This is a genomic window from Bradyrhizobium sp. Y36, from assembly GCF_002531575.1.
In the GTDB taxonomy this organism is placed as follows: domain Bacteria; phylum Pseudomonadota; class Alphaproteobacteria; order Rhizobiales; family Xanthobacteraceae; genus Bradyrhizobium.
Genome location: NZ_NWTI01000015.1, coordinates 150,056 through 168,331, shown reverse-complemented (window position 1 = coordinate 168,331; position 18,276 = coordinate 150,056). Strand labels below are relative to the sequence as shown.

Annotated in this window: 20 protein-coding genes; 8 read left to right on the top strand and 12 right to left on the bottom strand. The window is 64.5% G+C overall.

The genetic code is table 11. The features are described 5' to 3' along the window. Nucleotides 1-29 precede the first annotated feature (29 nt). Nucleotides 30-1,274: a threonine ammonia-lyase gene (locus CO669_RS23730; protein WP_097662354.1), complete on the top strand. Its 1,245-nt coding sequence runs from the start codon at nt 30-32 to the stop codon at nt 1,272-1,274. Between the two features lie 17 nt (nt 1,275-1,291). Here the strand turns inward: CO669_RS23730 and CO669_RS23725 are convergent, their stop codons facing one another. From CO669_RS23725 to CO669_RS23705, 5 genes are all read right to left on the bottom strand, one after another. Next, entirely contained in the window at nt 1,292-2,470 is a 1,179-nt protein-coding gene (locus tag CO669_RS23725; RefSeq protein ID WP_097662353.1) for an aminotransferase class V-fold PLP-dependent enzyme, read from the bottom strand. Nucleotides 2,471-2,545: 75 nt separating this feature from the next. Beyond that, nucleotides 2,546-3,118, bottom strand: a complete 573-nt coding sequence (locus CO669_RS23720) for a CAP domain-containing protein (RefSeq protein WP_198964231.1) — start codon at nt 3,116-3,118, stop codon at nt 2,546-2,548. A 95-nt stretch (nt 3,119-3,213) separates the two neighbouring features. Then, a complete protein-coding gene (locus CO669_RS23715) occupies nt 3,214-4,308 on the bottom strand; it encodes an AMP-binding enzyme (protein WP_198964225.1) in 1,095 nt (364 codons plus the stop codon). Nucleotides 4,309-4,315: 7 nt separating this feature from the next. Continuing rightward, nucleotides 4,316-5,743, bottom strand: coding sequence for a methylenetetrahydrofolate--tRNA-(uracil(54)-C(5))-methyltransferase (FADH(2)-oxidizing) TrmFO (gene trmFO, locus CO669_RS23710; protein ID WP_097662351.1), 1,428 nt, complete (start codon nt 5,741-5,743; stop codon nt 4,316-4,318). A gap of 127 nt (nt 5,744-5,870) precedes the next feature. Beyond that, nucleotides 5,871-6,023, bottom strand: coding sequence for a DUF1127 domain-containing protein (locus CO669_RS23705; RefSeq protein WP_007590701.1), 153 nt, complete (start codon nt 6,021-6,023; stop codon nt 5,871-5,873). 636 nt (nt 6,024-6,659) lie between these two features. On the opposite strand from CO669_RS23705, the gene CO669_RS23700 reads away from it, so the two are divergent. Further along, a complete protein-coding gene (locus CO669_RS23700) occupies nt 6,660-6,968 on the top strand; it encodes a hypothetical protein (RefSeq protein WP_198964224.1) in 309 nt (102 codons plus the stop codon). A gap of 76 nt (nt 6,969-7,044) precedes the next feature. Here the strand turns inward: CO669_RS23700 and CO669_RS23695 are convergent, their stop codons facing one another. Both CO669_RS23695 and CO669_RS23690 read right to left on the bottom strand, forming a co-directional pair. Further along, nucleotides 7,045-7,869 carry a lytic murein transglycosylase gene (locus CO669_RS23695; RefSeq protein ID WP_097662349.1) on the bottom strand — a complete coding sequence of 275 codons (825 nt, stop codon included), beginning with the start codon at nt 7,867-7,869 and terminating at the stop codon, nt 7,045-7,047. A 130-nt stretch (nt 7,870-7,999) separates the two neighbouring features. Next, the gene (locus CO669_RS23690) at nt 8,000-8,908 is read right to left on the bottom strand and encodes a DUF2189 domain-containing protein (protein ID WP_097662348.1); all 909 of its coding nucleotides are present in this window, start codon (nt 8,906-8,908) and stop codon (nt 8,000-8,002) included. 336 nt (nt 8,909-9,244) lie between these two features. On the opposite strand from CO669_RS23690, the gene CO669_RS23685 reads away from it, so the two are divergent. Next, entirely contained in the window at nt 9,245-9,643 is a 399-nt protein-coding gene (locus tag CO669_RS23685; RefSeq protein WP_181769987.1) for a DUF3597 domain-containing protein, read from the top strand. Nucleotides 9,644-9,707: 64 nt separating this feature from the next. Here the strand turns inward: CO669_RS23685 and CO669_RS23680 are convergent, their stop codons facing one another. After that, a complete protein-coding gene (locus CO669_RS23680; RefSeq protein ID WP_097662346.1) occupies nt 9,708-9,977 on the bottom strand; it encodes a GNAT family N-acetyltransferase in 270 nt (89 codons plus the stop codon). A gap of 104 nt (nt 9,978-10,081) precedes the next feature. Here CO669_RS23680 and CO669_RS23675 point away from each other — a divergent pair, with 104 nt between their 5' ends. After that, a complete protein-coding gene (locus CO669_RS23675) occupies nt 10,082-11,017 on the top strand; it encodes a tetratricopeptide repeat protein (protein WP_097662345.1) in 936 nt (311 codons plus the stop codon). 195 nt (nt 11,018-11,212) lie between these two features. Next, a complete protein-coding gene (locus CO669_RS23670; protein ID WP_198964223.1) occupies nt 11,213-11,608 on the top strand; it encodes an SPW repeat protein in 396 nt (131 codons plus the stop codon). Nucleotides 11,609-11,657: 49 nt separating this feature from the next. Here the strand turns inward: CO669_RS23670 and CO669_RS23665 are convergent, their stop codons facing one another. The 3 genes from CO669_RS23665 to CO669_RS23655 all read right to left on the bottom strand — a co-directional run bounded on the left by CO669_RS23665 (nt 11,658) and on the right by CO669_RS23655 (nt 13,013). After that, on the bottom strand, nt 11,658-11,933 hold the full coding sequence (locus CO669_RS23665) for a GNAT family N-acetyltransferase (RefSeq protein ID WP_097662344.1): 276 nt from the start codon (nt 11,931-11,933) through the stop codon (nt 11,658-11,660). An 11-nt stretch (nt 11,934-11,944) separates the two neighbouring features. Continuing rightward, on the bottom strand, nt 11,945-12,460 hold the full coding sequence (locus CO669_RS23660; RefSeq protein WP_097662343.1) for a DUF3828 domain-containing protein: 516 nt from the start codon (nt 12,458-12,460) through the stop codon (nt 11,945-11,947). Between the two features lie 97 nt (nt 12,461-12,557). Next, nucleotides 12,558-13,013: a hypothetical protein gene (locus tag CO669_RS23655; protein ID WP_245444452.1), complete on the bottom strand. Its 456-nt coding sequence runs from the start codon at nt 13,011-13,013 to the stop codon at nt 12,558-12,560. Between CO669_RS23655 and CO669_RS23650 the strand changes: the two genes are divergently transcribed. The 3 genes from CO669_RS23650 (at nt 13,012) to CO669_RS23640 (ending at nt 16,092) form a co-directional block, all read left to right on the top strand. Further along, nucleotides 13,012-13,509, top strand: coding sequence for a hypothetical protein (locus tag CO669_RS23650; protein ID WP_097662341.1), 498 nt, complete (start codon nt 13,012-13,014; stop codon nt 13,507-13,509). The two genes, CO669_RS23655 and CO669_RS23650, sit on opposite strands and share 2 nt — an antisense overlap. Before the next feature lie 105 nt (nt 13,510-13,614). Then, nucleotides 13,615-15,222 carry an acyl-CoA synthetase gene (locus tag CO669_RS23645; RefSeq protein WP_097662340.1) on the top strand — a complete coding sequence of 536 codons (1,608 nt, stop codon included), beginning with the start codon at nt 13,615-13,617 and terminating at the stop codon, nt 15,220-15,222. Between the two features lie 9 nt (nt 15,223-15,231). After that, nucleotides 15,232-16,092, top strand: coding sequence for a PCC domain-containing protein (locus CO669_RS23640; protein ID WP_097662339.1), 861 nt, complete (start codon nt 15,232-15,234; stop codon nt 16,090-16,092). 49 nt (nt 16,093-16,141) lie between these two features. Here the strand turns inward: CO669_RS23640 and CO669_RS23635 are convergent, their stop codons facing one another. Then, nucleotides 16,142-18,223 (bottom strand): DUF1217 domain-containing protein, encoded by a 2,082-nt coding sequence (locus CO669_RS23635; RefSeq protein ID WP_097662338.1) that lies wholly within the window; start codon nt 18,221-18,223, stop codon nt 16,142-16,144. Between the last annotated feature and the right edge of the window lie 53 nt (nt 18,224-18,276).

The following is an 18,276-nucleotide window of genomic DNA, read 5'->3' as shown; positions in this document are numbered from 1 at the left end:
TCGGACCGCCGAATGCTCTATGCTGTCCCATGGCTGAGTTGTCCCAAACCACATCGCCTGCCGTGAGCGGTTTTCCGGTCGCGCCAAGCGACATTCAGGCCGCTGCCGACACCATCCGGGGGGCCGTCGTCGAGACGCCCTGCAGCTACAGTCGCACGCTGAGCGGCATCTGCGGCTGCGAGATCTGGCTCAAATTCGAGAACCTCCAGTTCACCTCGTCCTTCAAGGAGCGCGGCGCGCTCAACCGCCTGACCGCGCTGACGGCTGAGGAACGTGCACGCGGCGTCATCGCCATGTCGGCCGGAAACCACGCGCAGGGCGTTGCCTATCACGCCAAGCGGCTCGGCATTCCCGCGACCATCGTCATGCCGGTCGGGACGCCGATGGTGAAGGTCGAGAACACGCGGCATCACGGCGCCGAAGTGGTCGTCACCGGTGCGACGCTGGAGGAGGCGGCGGCGTTCGCGCGCAGCCATGGCGAAGCGAGAAGCATGATCTTCGTCCACCCCTACGACGATCCGCTCGTGATCGCGGGGCAGGGCACCGTCGGTCTGGAGATGATGAGGGCGGTGCCGGAGCTCGACACGCTGGTCGTGCCGATCGGCGGCGGCGGCCTGATCAGCGGCATCGCCATCGCGGCGAAAGCGATCAAGCCGTCGCTGCGGATCCTGGGCGTCGAGGCCTGGCTCTATCCCTCGATGTACAACGCCATCCATGACGGCAATCTGCCGGCGCGCGGCGATACGCTCGCCGAAGGCATCGCGGTGAAATCGCCCGGCAAGATCACCACCGAGATCGTCCGCCGCCTCGTCGACGACATTGCGCTCGTCAACGAAGCCGAGCTCGAGCGTGCGGTAGCGACCCTGATCTCGATCGAGAAGACGGTGGTGGAGGGCGCCGGCGCCGCCGGCCTCGCCGCGCTGATGTCCGATCCGACCCGCTTTGCCGGCCAGAAGGTCGGTCTCGTCCTGAGCGGCGGCAATATCGACACCCGGCTGATCGCATCCGTCCTCACGCGCGAACTCGCGCGCGAGGGGCGGCTGACCCAGCTCTCGCTGGATATCCCCGACAGGCCGGGACAACTGGCCGCCGTGGCCGCGCTGCTCGCCGAAGCCGGCGCCAACATCATCGAGGTCTCGCACCAGCGAACCTTCTCCGAGCTGCCGGCCAAGGCGACGCTGCTGCAGCTCGTCATCGAGACCCGCGATGCCGCCCATCTCGACGAGGTGATGGCCAGGCTTAGCGCATCCGGATTGAGCGCGCGCTGCACCTGAGCACGGCGCGCTTCCCGCTATAGCCGTGCCAGCCCCGCGAGATGTTCGATCAGCCGGTCGACCTCGGCTTCCGTATTGTAGTAGTGCGGCGAGGCCCGCACGAGATTCGGCAATGAACGCATTTCGGCGTCGATGCGGGTGCTCGCAGGATCCGAGATGCCGATCGTGATGCCGGCCGCGGCGGCACTGCGGACGATATCCTCGGCGTCGTACCCTTCCACCGTGAAGCTGACGATCGCGCCCGGCGTGCGTCCGAGGTCGCGAATGGTGGCGCCGCGAATGCCGGCAAGGCCCCCGCGAAGCCGGCCGGCGAGCAGGCGGCAGCGCTGCTCGATCGCGCCGATGCCGATATCGAGGGCGTAGTCGACAGCCGTGCCCAGGCCGAGCCGGCTCGCGTAATTGTTCTCCCAGGTCTCGAAACGGCGGGCGTCGTCTCGCAATTGATAGGTGCCTCGCGAGACCCAGGGCGCCGCAAAATGGTCGATCATCGGCGGCTCGAGCTGTCGCAGCAGCGCGCGGCGGATATAGAGAAAGCCGGTGCCGCGCGGGCCGCGCAGGAATTTGCGCCCCGTGGCCGACAGCATGTCGCAGCCGATCGCTTCGACATCCACCTCCATCTGGCCGACCGCCTGGCAGGCGTCGAGCAGATAGGGGATGTCGTGCGCCCGCGCGATCTTGCCGATCGCTGCCGCCGGATTGACCAGCCCGCCATTGGTCGGAACCCAGGTCACCGCGATCAGCTTGACGCGCTCGTCGATCATGCGCTCGAGCGCGCCGACATCGAGCTCGCCGGTGGCATCGCTGGGCACGACATCGACGACCGCGCCGGTGCGTTTGGCGACCTGAAGGAAGGCGACATAGTTGGCGGCGTATTCCGCCTCGGCGGTCAGGATCCGGTCGCCCTTGCGAAACGGAAGCGAATAGAACGCCATCTGCCAGGCGACCGTCGCGTTCTCCACGAGCGCGATCTCGTCGGGCGCGGCATTGAGCAGGCGTGCCACCGAGCCGTAGACCGCATCGAGGCGGCGCGCCTCACGGTCGGACGCCGCATAGCCGCCGATCTCGCTTTCGAGATCAATGTGGTCCTTCATCGCCGCGACGACCGGTATAGGCATCAGGGCGGCGCCGGCGTTGTGCAGATAGGTGAGGCGGGAGGTGGCCGGCGTGTCGGCGCGAATTCGGTCGAGGTCGATCACTCATGCCTCCGCTGCTTGCGAGCTCGTGCATGAATTAGGCGCGTTGCCGGGCGCGAGCAAGATGGGCTGGCCGCCTCAGATGCAGAGGCTGAGCAGCTTGATGTGACAGCTGGTGGATTTGGGCTTGGATTCGGATTTCGGCTTGCTCGGTGGCGCGGCCTCGCGCTTCACGGCGACGACGGGTTCCTTGTCCTTTTTCCTGTCCTTGCCCTTCGGCTCGTAATCGCCCGCGATGACCATCGCCCAATAGGTGCGCTTGCCGCTGGCGTTCTTGGCGCTGGCGATGCCGACGCGCGAGGCGTTGTGCAGCAACAGGTTCTTGCGGTGCCCGGAGGAGTCGATCCACTGGCCCAGCGTCTTCTCGAAATTGTCATAGCCGTAGGCGATGTTCTCGGCGGCGCGGCCCGCGCCGGCCGGAGCGACGCGCTTGTTGAACGGGCCGAGTGCGTCGTGACTGAGGTCGTCCTTCGCCGCCATGGCGCGGGCCTGGTCCATGGCGATGCGGTCGAGGGTTGAATCTCTGGTGACGCGGACCTCACCGTGCTTGAGGCGGAAGCTGGAGATCAGTTCGGCCGGAGAATCCGCCATCGCGGGCGCAGCCATCAGCAGCAGGACGCCGGCGATCATTCCGCCGACCCCACGACGCATCATCGTCCCCCGAATCCCCATCATCTCCGCCACGCTCGAATGATCCGACCGCTTCTCTATCGCCAATGTGGACGCTTCAAGGCGCTGCCGGCCCGTCAGCCGGTCGGCAGGTCCGCCTCGAAATTGAAGCGGTCGCGCAGGTTTTTGCGCTGCTCCAGGATGTCCTTGAGGAAGGCGCGATCCTGGTCGTTCTTCATCATGGGCTCGATCAGGTCGAGCTGGTTCATGGCGACCAGTTGCAGGATCTCGGTGCGCGGCTTGCCGCTGGTGTCGCGCGGCAGCGCGTGCACGACCTGGATGTGTTCCGGCGGTTTCGGGCCCTTGGCGGCGGCGAGCTCGTTCCGCAACTCGCCCTCGAGCGCGGTCTGATCGGCTTCGACGAAGGCGTAGAGCCCGACGCCGGAGCGGCGGTCGGCAAAAGCGACGATGGCGGTGTCGCGCACGGCCGGATTCTTGCGGATCAGCTCCGCCAGCACCGGCGCGTCGTTGACCAGCCGGCGACCACCGCCTTCGCGGTCGGTGAAATTGAACAGGCCGCGCGTGATGGCACGATAGACCTTCTTGCCGGTGACAAGCCACAGGCTCGCCGCGAACGATTTCTTGGCGAGGATTTTTCGCTCGCGCGGCGTCAGCGCTTCCGGCGCGTAGGAGCGTTTGTGCTTGAGCAGATGGCGCAGATCTTCATAGGCGAGGATCCGATAGAGCCGGCCGCGGCGGTTGAAGCAGGCCGCGAGCTGGAAGTCGGTCACATAGGCGCGGCCGTCGCGGCCGACCAGCCAGTTCTGTTCCTTGGCGAGGTCGTTGTGGCAGATGCCGGCGCCGCGCAGCCGGCGCAAAGCCGCCTTGGCCGAGCGGAAATAGGCGAGGTCACCGTGCGGCTTGGCCAGATGCAGCGCGACACCGTCGACGAAGCCGCGCACCAGCGCGCGGCGTCCGGCCCATAGCAGCTCGGGGCCGACGTTCAGGCCCTTGGCGAGCCGCAGTGCATGCGTCTCGCGGGCGAACAGATGGCGCGCCAGCAGGAATGACCACCACGGCACCTCGTCGAGCCGGCGCAGCACGGCATCGACCTCACCGGTCTCGCCGCGGAAGCGGCCGCGCTCGACGGTCGAGAACACGTCGCGCTTGAGCAGCACGCCCTCGGTCCAGCGCGCCGACAGCGTCGCGGCGTCGTCTTTGGGGAGGCTCATCTTGAACTCACGCAGCCGCGGCAATGCGCAGGTGATCGGCGATCCAGCGATCGAGATCGGCAAGCGCCCGTGCGCTCATCGCCTGCTTCTTGGCCACCGTCTTTTCGTTGCCGCGCAGCCGCGTGCCGTCGGGCTTCTTGGTCGGCACGGTCGCAAGCGGCGGGAACAGGCCGAAATTGATGTTCATCGGCTGGAACGAGCGGGTGCCCGGCTCGATGGTCTCGATATGGCCGCCGGTGATGTGGCCAAGCAGAGATCCCAGCGCGGTCGTCCCCGGCGGGCTCACAAGCGTCTCGCCGCGCGCATCCGCCGCCGCATACAGGCCGGTGATCAGCCCGATGCTGGCGGATTCCACATAGCCCTCGCAGCCCGTCATCTGGCCGGCAAAGCGCAACCGCGGCTGCGCGCGCAGGCGCAACTGACTGTCGAGCAGCTTTGGCGAGTTCAGGAAGGTGTTGCGATGCAGGCCGCCGAGGCGGGCGAATTCGGCCTTCTCCAGGCCCGGAATGGTGCGGAAGATGCGCTGCTGCTCGCCGTATTTCAGTTTCGTCTGGAAACCGACGATGTTGTAGAGCGTGCCCAGCTTGTTGTCCTGACGCAGCTGCACGATCGCGTAGGCCTTGGTGGCGGGATCGTGCGGATTGGTGAGGCCGACCGGCTTCATCGGGCCGTGACGCAGCGTCTCGGGGCCGCGCTCCGCCATCACCTCGATCGGCAGGCAGCCGTCGAAATAGGGCGTGTTGGTCTCCCATTCCTTGAATTCGGTCTTTTCCCCCGCGATCAGCGCGGCGACGAAGCCGTCATACTGCTCCTTGGTCATGGGGCAGTTGATGTAGTCGGCGCCGTTGCCGCCGGGGCCGACCTTGTCATAGCGCGACTGGAACCAGGCCACCGACATGTCAATGGATTCGCGATGAACGATCGGCGCGATCGCGTCGAAGAAGGCGAGCGCATTCTCGTCCGTGAGCGCGCGAATGGCATCGGCCAGCGGGGCGGAGGTGAGGGGGCCGGTGGCAACGATGACGTTGCTCCACTCGGCCGGCGGCAGGCCTGAAACCTCGCCGCGGGCGATCTCAATCAAGGGATGATCGTTGAGGGCCTTGGTGACGGCCGCCGAGAAGCCGTCGCGGTCGACCGCCAGCGCGCCGCCTGCGGGCACCTGGTTGGCGTCGGCTGCGCGCATGATCAGCGAGTCGAGCCGGCGCATCTCCGCATGCAACAGACCGACGGCGTTGTTGGCGGCGTCATCCGAACGGAACGAATTGGAGCAGACGAGCTCGGCGAGCCCGTCGGTGCGGTGAGCCTCGGTCATGCGGTCTGGCCGCATCTCGTGCAGCACCACGGGCACGCCGGCCTTCGCGACCTGCCAGGCAGCTTCCGAGCCGCCAAGGCCGGCGCCGATCACGTGCACACTATTGGAATGGGGTCCTGTCATGGGGCGGACAGGTAGCGCTTTTCGACGGGGAGTGGAATCGCCGAGATCGAGTTTTCTGCCTCCGGAAACGAGAACGCCCGCACGAGGCGGGCGCTATCGGTCCGTTCCGGTGAAGGGCTGAAGGATATCAGCCCTGATACTGGCCGGCGGCAACGCGCGGGATGTCCGAGCGATCGAGGCCGATGTCGGCCAGTTCACGATCGCTGAGCTGGGACAGCTCGGCAACATTGCGCTGATAGTCCCGGAAGGCCTGGATCATGCGGATGAGCGAGAGCAGCATTGGTAGTCTCCTGTAGTTCGATTCAGCCCTTGCCCGGGCCGCATCGTTGAAATGAATATACGTGAGAGTAGTGCAGTGCGAAAGTTCCGATGTTGCGATGCAGCTAAGCGATCAGTGCATAGCGTAGGTAAGAGACGCTTAACCTCTTGGCGATCCCGCCCAGAACCCGCGTCGGGAGTATCAGGTTCGGAGCTAAAGCTCCGTGAAATCACGGGTTTAGCAATGGATATTTGATCTCGATCATCGTGGAAATATGTTGCGCCGCCGTTATCGGCAAGCCGATCATTCAGCTTCTAGACCCAAGTCGTGCATGCGCGAATCGCATGAGAAGATATCACGCAATTGAATATAGATTCATTGGTTGGGTGGTCTTAGCGTCCCCGCAGGGCTGCTCAGTGACCCTTGGCGGGAGCAGATTTCGCGGCGTGAGGCGGCGCTAGGCCGCTCCAGGCTTTGCCCGCAACTCCTCGTGGCCCAGCACGCACGCCAAGCGTGTGACTGGATGACAAGGATGTAATGACAAACAGAGTTTCTGCATGGCGCTCTGTACCTTGTGCAACATCACGCAAATCTCGCGAGGAATTTATTGCGTCAAGTTGCCGCACTCAGAGGAAAGTCAGGTTGCAGAGTCCAGCAATGTCGCTGGGTCTGTCCCAGGAACCAGAGAAGGAAAGTAACATCATGACGAAGTTACTCGGGGTTATCGCCATTGCCGCCGTTGCGTTCGCCGTAGCGCCGGCCCAGGCCGCCAAGCATGCCATGGGCGGCTGCAGCTCGGCCAATCTGGAAAAGACCGAGACCGCGATCGAGAACATGGCCGACGGCGACAGCAAGTTGGTTGCGCAGAAGGAGATCGCGGCGGCTCAGGATTCGCTGCTCAACGGCAAGATGGGCGCATGCGGCGCACATCTGAACAAGGCAATGCATTCCACCATGGGCAAATAGAAACGTCGGGATGTAGACGCACACAAGAGAGGGCCGGTCGCCAGAAGATCGGCCCTACGCGCCTTGTCGAGGGCTGTTACGGCGCGCGTGCCAGCTGGGTGGCAAAATAGGCGACGGTCTTGGAATAGACCTCGCTCTTGTTCCACTGCTGCAGCACCGCGAAGTTCGGACTGCCCGGCTGCCAGTCCTTGCCCTTCTGCCAGCCATAGCCGGCGAGATAATTGGCGGTGGAAGCGAGCACGTCGGGTGCGTTGTGCAGGAGATCGCGCTTGCCGTTGCCGTCGAAATCGACGGCGTATTTCATCCAGGACGACGGCATGAACTGGGTCTGGCCGAGCTCGCCGGCCCAGGCGCCCTTCATTTCGGCGGGTGCGAGATCGCCGCGCTGGACGATACGCAGCGCGTCCAACAGTTCGGCACGAAACTGCTCGGCGCGCCGACAGTCATAGGCCAGCGTTGCCAGCGAGCGGATCGTGGCGAACTTGCCGGTGTTGACGCCGAAATCGGTCTCCAGGCCCCAGATCGCGACCAGGACCTCGCCGGGAACGCCATAGGCCTGCTCGATGCGCGACAGCACCGAGCCGTATTGCTTCATCATGTTGGAGCCGCGCTGCATGCGCGGCGGCACCATGCGGCCGGAAAACTCCTCGAAGGTCTGGGTGAAGACCTTTTGCGACTTGTCGCGGTTGAGCACGCTCTGATCGAGCGTCACGCCGGCCAATCCGGCGGTGATGGCCTGCTGCGAGATCCCCTTGGCCGCGGCGTCGGTTTTGAAATCCGCAAGCCAGGCGTCGAAATTGCCCGAACCGCAGGCAACCGCGGCGAACGCGGGCTGGGCGGACAGGATTGACGCGGAGAGGGCGAAGGCTGCGAGAGCGAGACGAGAAATCGTCGAGGTCATTCGAGGTAATGAATTCCGTGAAGCGATCTGGCCGGCGGGTGCAATCTCGGTTGGAACCGCGGCCAAAGCAAGGCGTGCGAGAAGGTGCGATCCTGCCCGAGCCGGGGCAGGATCGCATGTCACGATATCGTCAGGCGTCCGTCCTGTTACGCCAGGGGAAGAGGTTCGCCGGGAAGTCGGCCGCGGGCTTGCGCGGACGCTGCGGCGGGGGCGGCACCGGACGTGCACCGGGTTCCGAGACGATCACCTTGCGGTAGAGATGCCAGGTGGCATGGCCGAGCAGGGGGATCACCACGGCAAGGCCGAGGAAGGCCGGGATCGTACCGAGCGCAAGCAGCACAGCCACGATCAGGCCCCAGGCCGCCATCGGCACCGGGTTTCTCGCCACAACGCGCAGCGAGGTGCTCATGGCCTCGAACGCGCCGGCATGGCGGTCCAGCATCAGCGGGAACGACACCGCACTGATGCAGAGCGCGGCGAGCGCGAACAGGAAGCCGGTGCCGCAGCCGACCACGATCAGCCACCAGCCTTGCCGCGTCGTCAGCACGCGCGTCATGAAGTCCGACATGCCGCTCACGCCCTCATAGCCGAACGCGGCGACATAGATCGCCTGCGCGGTCGCGACCCAGGTCACGAACAGAGCGAGCAGCAATGTGCCGAGGCCGAGCATCGCCCCGAACGAAGGCGAGCGGAGCACCTCCATCGCGTCCCAAGCGCTGGCTTCTTCATAGCGTTCGCGCCGGCTGGAGAGCTCGTAGAGACCGAGCGCCGCGAAGGGGCCGATCAGGGCGAAGCCCGCGGCCAGCGGAAACAACATTGGCAGCACCGAATAGCCCATCACCACGCGGGCGAGCACGAGGCCGAGCACCGGGTAGATCACGCAGAGGATGATGGCGTGGCTCGGCAACGCCTTGAAATCTTCCCAGCCGCGCCTGAGCGCATCGTGCAGATCGGACAGCTGGATGGTTCGGATCACCGGTCCAGCCGCATCCGCGTTCTGGGCCATCGTGGGGACATTGCCCTGGTAGAGTGTAGCCATGGTCGCTAGCTCCCTTGCCGAGCAGCCGAATCCGGCGCCGGCAAACGGCGCGAGCGGCCGCCATTCTCTGAAGTCCCGCGATCCCAAACAGACGCGAATTCCGGATGGCATCGCGAGCTGAAGCGCGAGCGTACGCCTATTTCCGAGTCCTGTCCCTCACGCTTGGGTGAGATTCGATGCCGCATCGCAACCTCGACGATGTCATTCGGCCGTCATTTCGCCGCAGATAAGCTGATGCTGGTTGACGGTTCGCAGAACTTCGCGGGCGCAACGCAGGAACTTCGTCTATAAGTGCCACTCAAGGCCCTTCCAACGGATCCTTTTCGGGGAGCAGATATGAGCATTTTCGGGAAAATCATGAGCGCGATCTTCGGTAGCCAGCCGGCTTCCGCCGCGCCCGCCGGTGGCGCAGCGCCGGGCAGTGCGCCCGCAGGAGGGGCCGCCCCGGGAGCGCCGGCGTCCGCGCCGATGGCCGCCGTCGATGTGGCTGCGATCGTCGACAAGGCCGTGGCCGCGCACAAGGGCGAGAAGCTCGAATGGCGCACCTCGATCGTCGACCTGATGAAGGCGCTCGACATCGATTCCAGCCTTGCCGCGCGCAAGGATCTCGCCAAGGAGCTCGGCTACACCGGCGACATGAACGACTCGGCCAGCATGAATGTCTGGCTGCACAAGCAGGTGATGTCCAAGCTCGCCGCCAATGGCGGCAAGCTGCCGCCGGAGATCAAGCACTGACGCAAGCACGGACCGGACACCGGTCGTGCCGGAAGGGCCCGCGATCTCGCGGGCCCTTTTGCTTTCAGGCCACCAGATCCGCATCCTCCGGATGCCGGTCGAGATAATCGACGACGAAGCCGCAGCCAGCGATCACCTTCCTGCCGTCGCGACGGATCAGATCCAGCGCGCCCTTGACCAGCTCGGAGCCGATGCCGCGGCCGCGCAGCGCGCGCGGTGTCTCGGTGTGAGTGATGATGACGGCCGACGGCGTCATCCGGTAATTGGCGAAGGCGACCTCGCTGCCGACATCGAGCTCGAAGCGGCTCCTGTCCTTGTTGTCGCGTACCGCCATGCCAAGTCTCCTCGAAGCGCTGTGTCTTGGCTGATCTAGGCGCCTGAACCGGCCCTTGCCAAGGTGCGACCAAGGGAGGTTGCCGCAGAGGAGATATCTCGAAAATGCGTGTCCCGCTCAGCCTCTTTGCGCTGTTCGCTGTACTCGCTTCGACCGCGCCTGTCCCTGCTGCGGCCGAAGGCGGTCCGGCCTGGGAGGCGTGCTTTGCGCCGGCCAGCACACCGGACGAGCGGGTCAAGGCTTGCTCTGCCGTGATCGACACCAAAAGCGAGACCGGCAAGCGGCTCGCCGGCGCCTATTGCAGCCGCGGCCACGGCCTCACCGAGAAACACGAGCTCGAGGCCGCGCTGTCCGATCTCGACGAGGCGGTCAGGCTCGACCCGGACTATGCCTGCGCCTACAACAATCGCGGCCGCGTCTACAGCTTCAAGCGCGACTATGATCGTGCCATTGCCGAGTACGATCAAGCCATCAAGCTCGATCCGTCGCTGGCGATGGCCTACAACAATCGCGGCGAGTCCCGCTTCAACAAGGGCGACCTCGATGGCGCCTTGGCCGATTTCGATACGGCGATCAAGCGCAAACCGAACTACGCCATGGCCCATAGCAACCGCGGTCTCGTCTATTACCGCAAGCGCGACATGGCCCACGCGCTCGCCGATTATACGACGCGGATCAAGCTTGCGCCCGATCTGCTGGCCTATATCGATCGCGGCAACGTCTATCGTGACACCGAACAGCTTGAGCGTGCCGCTGCGGACTATGGCGAGGCCATTCGCGTCGCGCCGACTGACGCGCGCGGCTGGCGCAATCGCGGCATGATCCGTCTCTTCCAGGGGGACTACAAGGGTGGTCGGTCCGACTACGACAAGGCGCTGCAATACGATCCTTCCGACGTCTATTCCTGGAATAATCGGGGGCAGGCCCGCCTGCGGCTCGGTGACAAGCAGGGCGCGATCGCCGATCTCCGGAAGGCGCTGGAGCTGGAGCCCGGCTTGTCGTCCGCGCAGGACTCCTTGCGAAAGCTCGGCGCGCTCTAGCCGCGGTGCGATAGCTCATGACCGCCGAATACCGCTGGTCATCGAAATAATCCTCAAGTCCGGTCTTGCGCCGCCGCCGGCGTTTCCCACGTCCCTTGCAGGACATGCGTCCGAATGCGGCCGGCAGGTCGCTGAGACATTCGGAGTGTCGGGATCGCCAGCCGCCGACGTGTGCCTCTGTCACAGGAGGGTACGATGTCGGACTTTGGTTTCTTGAATACTCATCGGACATGGGAAGACTGGTGCGGGATGCTGCTCGGCGCGGCGATCGTGGCTTCGCCGTGGTTTCCTGTCCAGGAGGCGGCGATCACCGGCGACCAGACGGTGATCCTGAATGCGGTCGCAATCGGCCTGGTCGTCTTTGGCATCAGCCAGCTCGAATATGTCGCCCTGCAACGCTGGCAGGAGGTGACGACGATCCTGGTCGGGCTGTGGCTGATCGGCTCGCCCTACGTGCTCGGCTATTCCGGCGAGGGTTTTCTGCGCATCTATCACACCGGCCTTGGCGCCGTGCTCGTGCTGCTCGGCATGCTGCAGCTGTGGCAGGACTGGGACATGACCGACCAGGACATGCTCAGGCATGGACAATAGGCCGTAGGGATCGGCAGGCCCGTCGGCAGCGGGCGGCGGGCCTGTACGCTCAGTTCGTCACGAGATCCGCATAGTCCGGGTGCTTCTCGATCCACGCCTTTACGAATGGGCATTGCGGGATCAACTTCAATCCGGCGGCGCGGACCTGGTCGAGCGCGCCCTGCACCAGCTTCGAGCCGACGCCCTTGCCGCCGAGCTCCTTCGGCACGTCGGTGTGCTCGAACGTGATGACGTTGCCGTCACGCTTGTAATGCTCGGTCGCGAGGTGACCGTCGACCTCGAGCTCGAACCGGTGATGCGCCCTGTTGTCGATGATTTCGCTCATGTCGTCTCCGCTCAGCTCTTCAGCGAGTCCGTCAGCATCTTACGGATCGACCAGGCCTCGCCGCCGGAGGAGCCCTTGATGTCGTCGATCTTCCAGCCATTGGCCTCGCGCACGAAGTCGTAGCGCACGATCAGGTCGGCGGGTTTCCGGTCGTTGCGATGGCCTGTGATGGTGACCGCGATCGTGGCCTTGTCGGCTTCCATCTTCTCCGCGTCAACCTTGAACGATTTCACGTCCGGTTCTTGCGAATTGGTGACTGGATCGAAATCGACCGGCCCGACATCGCCCTTCGGCGTATGGGCATCCGCCTTGGCCCACAGCGCGACCAGTCCTTTGGAGAGGTATTTTGCCTTCGCAGCCCTGTTCTCGATGATGAAGGCGCCGCCGCCATCGCCCTTGCCCTTGGCCGCGCGGGTGTAGATCGCCGTCAAAATCGCGACGGGATCGCTCGCGGCCGGAGTCTCGGCGAAGGCGGGCGCGATGCCGGCGAACAGAGCGGCTGCGACGAGGGTGCGGCGGGTGAGCATGGAATGTCCTGGAGATGATGTCTTGGGAGGATGCCGAGCGCGACCGCCCGGAGCGGCCGGCGTCTATCCCTGTAGACCGATGTGAACGCAGCTCAGTTCAATCGGCGGCTTTGGCGAGCCTGGAGTCTTCGGGCTGCTGCTGCGGACGCAGGCATCCTCGGCAGATGACGAGGGAGCGGTTGAGCCTGGCATCCTGCTCGGCCTCGTTGGCGTCCTGCGCCTGCCACCATTCCTTCGATTGGGGCTGAAGTCCGGCCTGCGATCGGGTCCCTTCGGATCGGGCCAGATTGCGCGTTGGCTGTGAAGCGGCACGCGGCCGATTGGGATCTTCACCGGCGCCATCCCAGGCATAGCGGCCAGGCTTGAAGGCGGGATCGGACGCCAGATGCGCCTGAGGGCCCACGGCACATCCGGCGAGCGCCAGCGACAACAGGAGGAAGGCGGGCGCTTTGACCATGATGCGGAACTCTGTCGGCGAGAACTGAGCGAGGTTGCGCTGATCATGTTTAAAATTCCCTGAACGGTTGCCGCGGCAGCGGCGACCAACGCCCATGCGCCATCTGATACTTCTGCTCGCCCTGATCGCCTCCGCCGCGCGCGCCGAGGATGCAAAGCCCTTCAATCCGTCCGACCATCCGCCCGGCGTCCAGCAGGCGCTGCGTTACGCCAATGAGGAATGCACCAGCCAGGACGGCGGCGAGGTGACCTTCGCGCCCGGTACGGTGCGCAGGATCGACCTCACCGGTGACGGCCGCGACGACTACATCGTGGATTTCAGCGAGACCAAATGCGGAGATCGCGAGACCACCTATTGCGGGACCGGCGGCTGCGTCATGAACATCCTGGTCACGCTGCCCGATGGCGGCGTGCGCAAGGTGTTTGACGGCTATGTTCGCAGCTACACGATCATGGCCCCGCCGGTGAAGCGCGGGGCCGCGCGAACGGTTCGCTTCGATCTTCATGGCAGCTATTGCGGCGGCTTTGGTGCGCAGGCCTGTGTCAAGCAGAAGGCGATCACGGCGACGCCGTTCGCGTTCGCGCAGCCGTAGAGCAGGTTTGCGGCCGGCGGCCTTGCAGGGGCGCGGGCGATAGCGATAAATGGGCTGCAATGAGCGGATGGCCAGCGCGCTGTCCGCCCTCGAAGAGGAAGCCCGATGCAGCCCCTGCGCATGTCCCGCCGCGTCATGAATCTCGCTTACATGCTGACCCAGAATGCGCGGCGGCACGGTGCGCGTCCCGGCTTCGTCTGGGGTGACAGATCCTGGACCTGGCGGCAGATCGATGCGCAGGTCTCGGCGCTGGCGGCTGCACTTGCCGCGCGCGGCATCGCCAAGGGCGACCGCATCCTGGTCCATTCCAAGAATGGCGACGAGATGTTCTTCTCGATGTTCGCCGCATTCCGGCTCGGCGCGGTCTGGGTGCCCACCAATTTCCGCCTGATGCCGGATGAGGTCACCTATCTCGCACAGGCCTCGGGGGCGAAGGCGTTTCTGTGTCATGTCGATTTCCCCGAGCATGCCGCGGCCGTGAAGGGCGGGGCGCTGGAGTTCACCTGGAGCCTCGACGGCAAGGGTGCGTTTGGCGAGACGTCGGTTGCGGAGGCCATCGCGTCGCGAGCCGGAGAGGTGGTCGACAACGTCGCCGTCGAGCACGACGATCCCTGCTGGTTCTTCTTCACCTCGGGCACGACGGGCCGCTCCAAGGCCGCGGTGCTGACGCATGGCCAGATGGGCTTTGTCGTCACCAACCATCTCGCCGATCTGACACCTGGCGTCACCGAGGACGACGCCTCGCTGGTGGTGGCGCCACTGTCGCACGGGGCTGGCGTGCATCAGCTGGTGCAAACCGCGCGCGGCGTCTGCACTGTTCTCTTGCCGACCGAGAAATTCGACATCAACGAGGCGTTCCGCCTGATCGAGACGCATCGGGTCGCCAATCTCTTCACCGTGCCGACCATCCTGAAGATGATGGTCGAGCACCCCGCAGTCGACACATACGATCATTCCTCGCTGCGTCACGTCATCTATGCGGGTGCGCCGATGTACCGCGAGGACCAGAAGGCCGCGCTCAGGAAGCTCGGCAAGGTCATCGTTCAGTATTTCGGCCTCGGCGAGGTCACCGGCAACATCACCGTGCTGCCGGCGGCGCTGCACGATCCCGAGGACGGCCCGCATGCGAAGATCGGCACCTGCGGCTTCGAGCGCACCGGCATGCAGGTCTCGATCCAGGACGACGAGGGCCGCGAGCTCGCGGCCAACCAGAGCGGCGAGATCTGCGTGATCGGGCCTGCGGTGCTCGCGGGTTACTACGACAATCCCGAAGCCAATGCGAAAGCGTTTCGCAACGGCTGGTTTCGCACCGGCGACCTCGGCCACATGGACGAGGAGGGCTTCGTCTACATCACCGGCCGCGCCTCCGACATGTACATCTCCGGCGGCTCCAACATCTATCCGCGCGAGATCGAGGAGAAGATCCTGACGCATCCGGCGGTCGGCGAGGTCGCCGTGCTCGGCGTGCCCGATGCGACCTGGGGCGAGGTCGGCGTTGCCGTCTGCGTTGCGCGCGAGGGCGAGAAGGCGGTGAGCGAGGCCGAGATGGCGGCGTTCCTCTCGCCCAAGGTGCCGCGCTACAAGATGCCGAAACGTTTCTTCTTCTGGGAGGCCTTGCCGAAGTCCGGCTATGGCAAGGTGCCGAAGCGCATGGTGCGCGACGAGCTCGAGGCGCGCGGGCTGCTCGATCTCGACAAGACCAAGGCCGGCTGAGCGCAGCCGATGCGGAATATCAAGCAGCCGGGCACGCCGATCGTCGAACGTATCCAATGGGTCGAGGCGAGGGGGCGCGCCTTTTCCTTCACGCTTCAGGCGGGCCTGCCGTTGCTGGAGGCCGCGCGGCGCGGCTTTGAAGCCGAAGGCTTTGCGGCCGGTGTGCTGAGATTCGGGCGCGGCGCGCTCGGGCCGTTCGCCTATGTGATGCCGGCCCTGTCGAAGACGGGCGAGAACGCCGCGTTCTACAGCGAGACGTACCGGCCCGGCGGCCTGACGCGCACGAAGCTCGGCAGCATGACGCTCGGCATGCGCGACGGGGAGCCGTTCTTTCACTGCCACGGGCTGTGGACGGAAGCGGACGGCAAGGCCGGCGGCGGCCACATGATGCCTGACGAGACCATCGTCGCCGAGCCGTTCGAGGTCGAGGCCTTCGGCCTTGACGGCGCGATGTTCACCGCAGAGCCGGATCCCGAGACCAATTTCAAGCTGTTCGGGCCGGTGGCCGTCGCGCGCACTGACGCGCGCACGACGAGCCGTGCTTTCGCGCTGCGGCTGCGGCCCAACCAGGATTTTGCCGGCTCGCTCGAAGAGTTCTGCCGCGCGCACGGCATTGCGCGCGCGAGGGTTCACGGCGGTGTCGGCTCGACCATCGGTGCCCGCTTCACCCATGGCGGCGTGACCGAGCCGTTTGCCACCGAGCTGGCGATCACGGCCGGGGCGATCGCGTCCGGACCTGCCGGCACGCTGGAAGCAGCACTCGACGTCGCGCTGATCGACTATACTGGCGGCATCGCGGAGGGCCGTCTGATCCGCGGCGACAATCCCGTGTTGATGACCATGGAGCTGGTGCTCGAGGTGCTGGGCTGAAGCGCGCTGCGCCCTTTTCCGATCATGCTTTGGTATCGGCGAGTGATCGTCAGTGAGCGCGCAATCTGGCGATCGCCATGTACGTGGATTCACTCATGCCCGATAGGCCCGAGCTCGATCCTTGAAACAGGTTGAGCAAGGGAGATTGAGCCTGGCCGGTGCTCTGGTTGTTCTTGACGTCATACATGGCGGAGAAGCGGTTCAGCAGCTTGGCGACTTTCGCAGGGTCGGACAGTTCCTTGATCTTCATGAACTTGTCCACGTACTTGGCCTGCTGGTCGATCGGCATCGCCGCCATCTGATCGGGTAAGTTGAAGGTGGTCCTGAACACCTCCGAAAGAGCCTTGTCGGCGAGGATGTCGTATGCCGACGTGATGTCGCCCGCCTTGCGCTGGAAGTAGAGCGCCAGGCGTACGCCGGGATTGGTGTCGCCTTGCTGCTGCTCGAGGCTTTGCTGGACATAATTTGCCTGTGTGTCCCGCAATTGATCCCGCTTCTGGGGACCCATCATCGGCAGGCGCGCGACGTTGCCCTTGCTGTCGAAATTGAACGACGCCACGATGTCGGCAAAGCGAGGATCGCTCTGCGTGTTGGCGAAGCTCTTGGGATCGTTCAGATCGGAGGCGAAGATCTTCTTGAGAAAATCGGTGCTGACCTTGCTGGGGTTCAAGCCCTTGGCCAGGAGAACCAGGTCGACCATCGGCCTGTTTGCCAAAAGATCGGAAACGCTGTCGATGCCCGCGATCGCTTCCTGATATGCCGTCGCGTCCTTGGCGGCTTGTGCCCGAACCGCGGCCTGCTGCTTGGTGCTCAACGTGCTTGCGCTCTTCACCGCTTGAATGACGTAGTCCCTCGAGATCTGGAGGACCTCCGCCGCGTCCTGCGCCAACAGGGGGGTCGTCAGATTGCCTTTTGCATCGAAGTTGAACGCGCGTGCGAGCTGAACGTATCGATTGTCCTTGAGAGTATACACGTAGCTCTTGGGATCGCCGAGGTCGCTTTCGAGGACAGACTTGATGGTCGCCTGCGAAACCTTTTTGGGGTCGAGGCCGACGGCGCCGAGCGCAAAATCATACACGCTCGACGTCGACACGAACGCGTCGACCGAGTTGAGTTTGAGGATGGCCGTTCTGAATTGATTGATTGCAAAGGCTTCGTTCAGGGGGCTTGCCGCCGAATAGACTGCGGCCTTGCTGTCGTCGAACCGCTTCTTCGTGAGTGCGATATTCGCGGCTGTCTGCGCGGGCGTACCCGCCGGAAGCGACCCGTCGGGCAAGAACGCGAACGCGCCGGCCATATCCACAAATCCGCCGATCGTTGCGATCTGGTCGTCGAGACTGGAGATGCTGCTCCTAGACGTCTCCAGGTGATGCTTCTGGACCAGGATCTGGACTTGGAGCTGAGGCACGTTTGCGCCCGGCTGCGAGAGTTGGGCCGTGTAGTTGGCGATGTTCGAGCTGGCCGTGCTGGCATCTGATTGCGCTTGGGCGCGCGCTGCGTTGAGGCCGCTCAGCTGGGACGCGAAGGTGGTGTTGACGTAGCTGGTTGGATCGGACGGGTCGCTGCGCAGGACCTGGCTGATCGTGGCCGGCGGCCACTTGCTTTCGTCGATCCCGAATGCCGAATAGACATAGTTGCGCAGGCGATCGTTGTTCAGGATGTCGTCGGCGCTGCTGATGTTGCCGATCTGGGCGCTGTAGTAATTCGAGTCGCTGGCGAGTGCATCGACCTGGCTCTTCTTGGTCGCGGTGTACAGGCCGATCATCTCGTCGGTCTGGTTGTCCGACTGGGCAACCGGCCTTGCGGCGTCGTTGAAGGAGAACGCCGCGGCAAACTCCCGGTAGCGTTTGTCGACCAGCTTGTTGACGAAGCTCTTGGAGTCGTTGAGGTCGCTCTCCAGCACCTTCTTCATGAAGGCGTTGGCGTATGCCATGTCTTCCAGACCGTATGCCTTCAACGCATAATGATACAGGCGATAGTCCTTCATCAGGTCGTCGACGGTCTTCACCTTGCCGATGTGGGCTTTGTAGTAGGCGGCCTCCCGAGCGACATCGGGTTGCTGTTCGACCCGGGTCAGGGACTGCTTGAGATTGCGCGTGATGTAGTTGTAACCGAAATACGTTGATACCATCGCGCATTCCTCGCGGCTTCTTAACGTCCCGGACGTCCGTCAATCATTGCGGG

Coding starts and splice junctions, on each gene's coding strand:
- CO669_RS23695 (WP_097662349.1), bottom strand. CDS start 7,869: ATGACCTCGACGATTTCTCGTCTCGCTCTCGCAGCCTTCGCCCTCTCC.
- CO669_RS23655 (WP_245444452.1), bottom strand. CDS start 13,013: ATGGGCGTTGGTCGCCGCTGCCGCGGCAACCGTTCAGGGAATTTTAAA.
- CO669_RS23660 (WP_097662343.1), bottom strand. CDS start 12,460: ATGCTCACCCGCCGCACCCTCGTCGCAGCCGCTCTGTTCGCCGGCATC.
- CO669_RS23665 (WP_097662344.1), bottom strand. CDS start 11,933: ATGAGCGAAATCATCGACAACAGGGCGCATCACCGGTTCGAGCTCGAG.
- CO669_RS23650 (WP_097662341.1), top strand. CDS start 13,012: ATGCGCCATCTGATACTTCTGCTCGCCCTGATCGCCTCCGCCGCGCGC.
- CO669_RS23645 (WP_097662340.1), top strand. CDS start 13,615: ATGCAGCCCCTGCGCATGTCCCGCCGCGTCATGAATCTCGCTTACATG.
- CO669_RS23715 (WP_198964225.1), bottom strand. CDS start 4,308: ATGAGCCTCCCCAAAGACGACGCCGCGACGCTGTCGGCGCGCTGGACC.
- trmFO (WP_097662351.1), bottom strand. CDS start 5,743: ATGACAGGACCCCATTCCAATAGTGTGCACGTGATCGGCGCCGGCCTT.
- CO669_RS23720 (WP_198964231.1), bottom strand. CDS start 3,118: ATGCGTCGTGGGGTCGGCGGAATGATCGCCGGCGTCCTGCTGCTGATG.
- CO669_RS23680 (WP_097662346.1), bottom strand. CDS start 9,977: ATGGCGGTACGCGACAACAAGGACAGGAGCCGCTTCGAGCTCGATGTC.
- CO669_RS23675 (WP_097662345.1), top strand. CDS start 10,082: ATGCGTGTCCCGCTCAGCCTCTTTGCGCTGTTCGCTGTACTCGCTTCG.
- CO669_RS23670 (WP_198964223.1), top strand. CDS start 11,213: ATGTCGGACTTTGGTTTCTTGAATACTCATCGGACATGGGAAGACTGG.
- CO669_RS23730 (WP_097662354.1), top strand. CDS start 30: ATGGCTGAGTTGTCCCAAACCACATCGCCTGCCGTGAGCGGTTTTCCG.
- CO669_RS23685 (WP_181769987.1), top strand. CDS start 9,245: ATGAGCATTTTCGGGAAAATCATGAGCGCGATCTTCGGTAGCCAGCCG.
- CO669_RS23700 (WP_198964224.1), top strand. CDS start 6,660: ATGTCGCTGGGTCTGTCCCAGGAACCAGAGAAGGAAAGTAACATCATG.
- CO669_RS23635 (WP_097662338.1), bottom strand. CDS start 18,223: ATGGTATCAACGTATTTCGGTTACAACTACATCACGCGCAATCTCAAG.
- CO669_RS23705 (WP_007590701.1), bottom strand. CDS start 6,023: ATGCTGCTCTCGCTCATCCGCATGATCCAGGCCTTCCGGGACTATCAG.
- CO669_RS23640 (WP_097662339.1), top strand. CDS start 15,232: ATGCGGAATATCAAGCAGCCGGGCACGCCGATCGTCGAACGTATCCAA.
- CO669_RS23690 (WP_097662348.1), bottom strand. CDS start 8,908: ATGGCTACACTCTACCAGGGCAATGTCCCCACGATGGCCCAGAACGCG.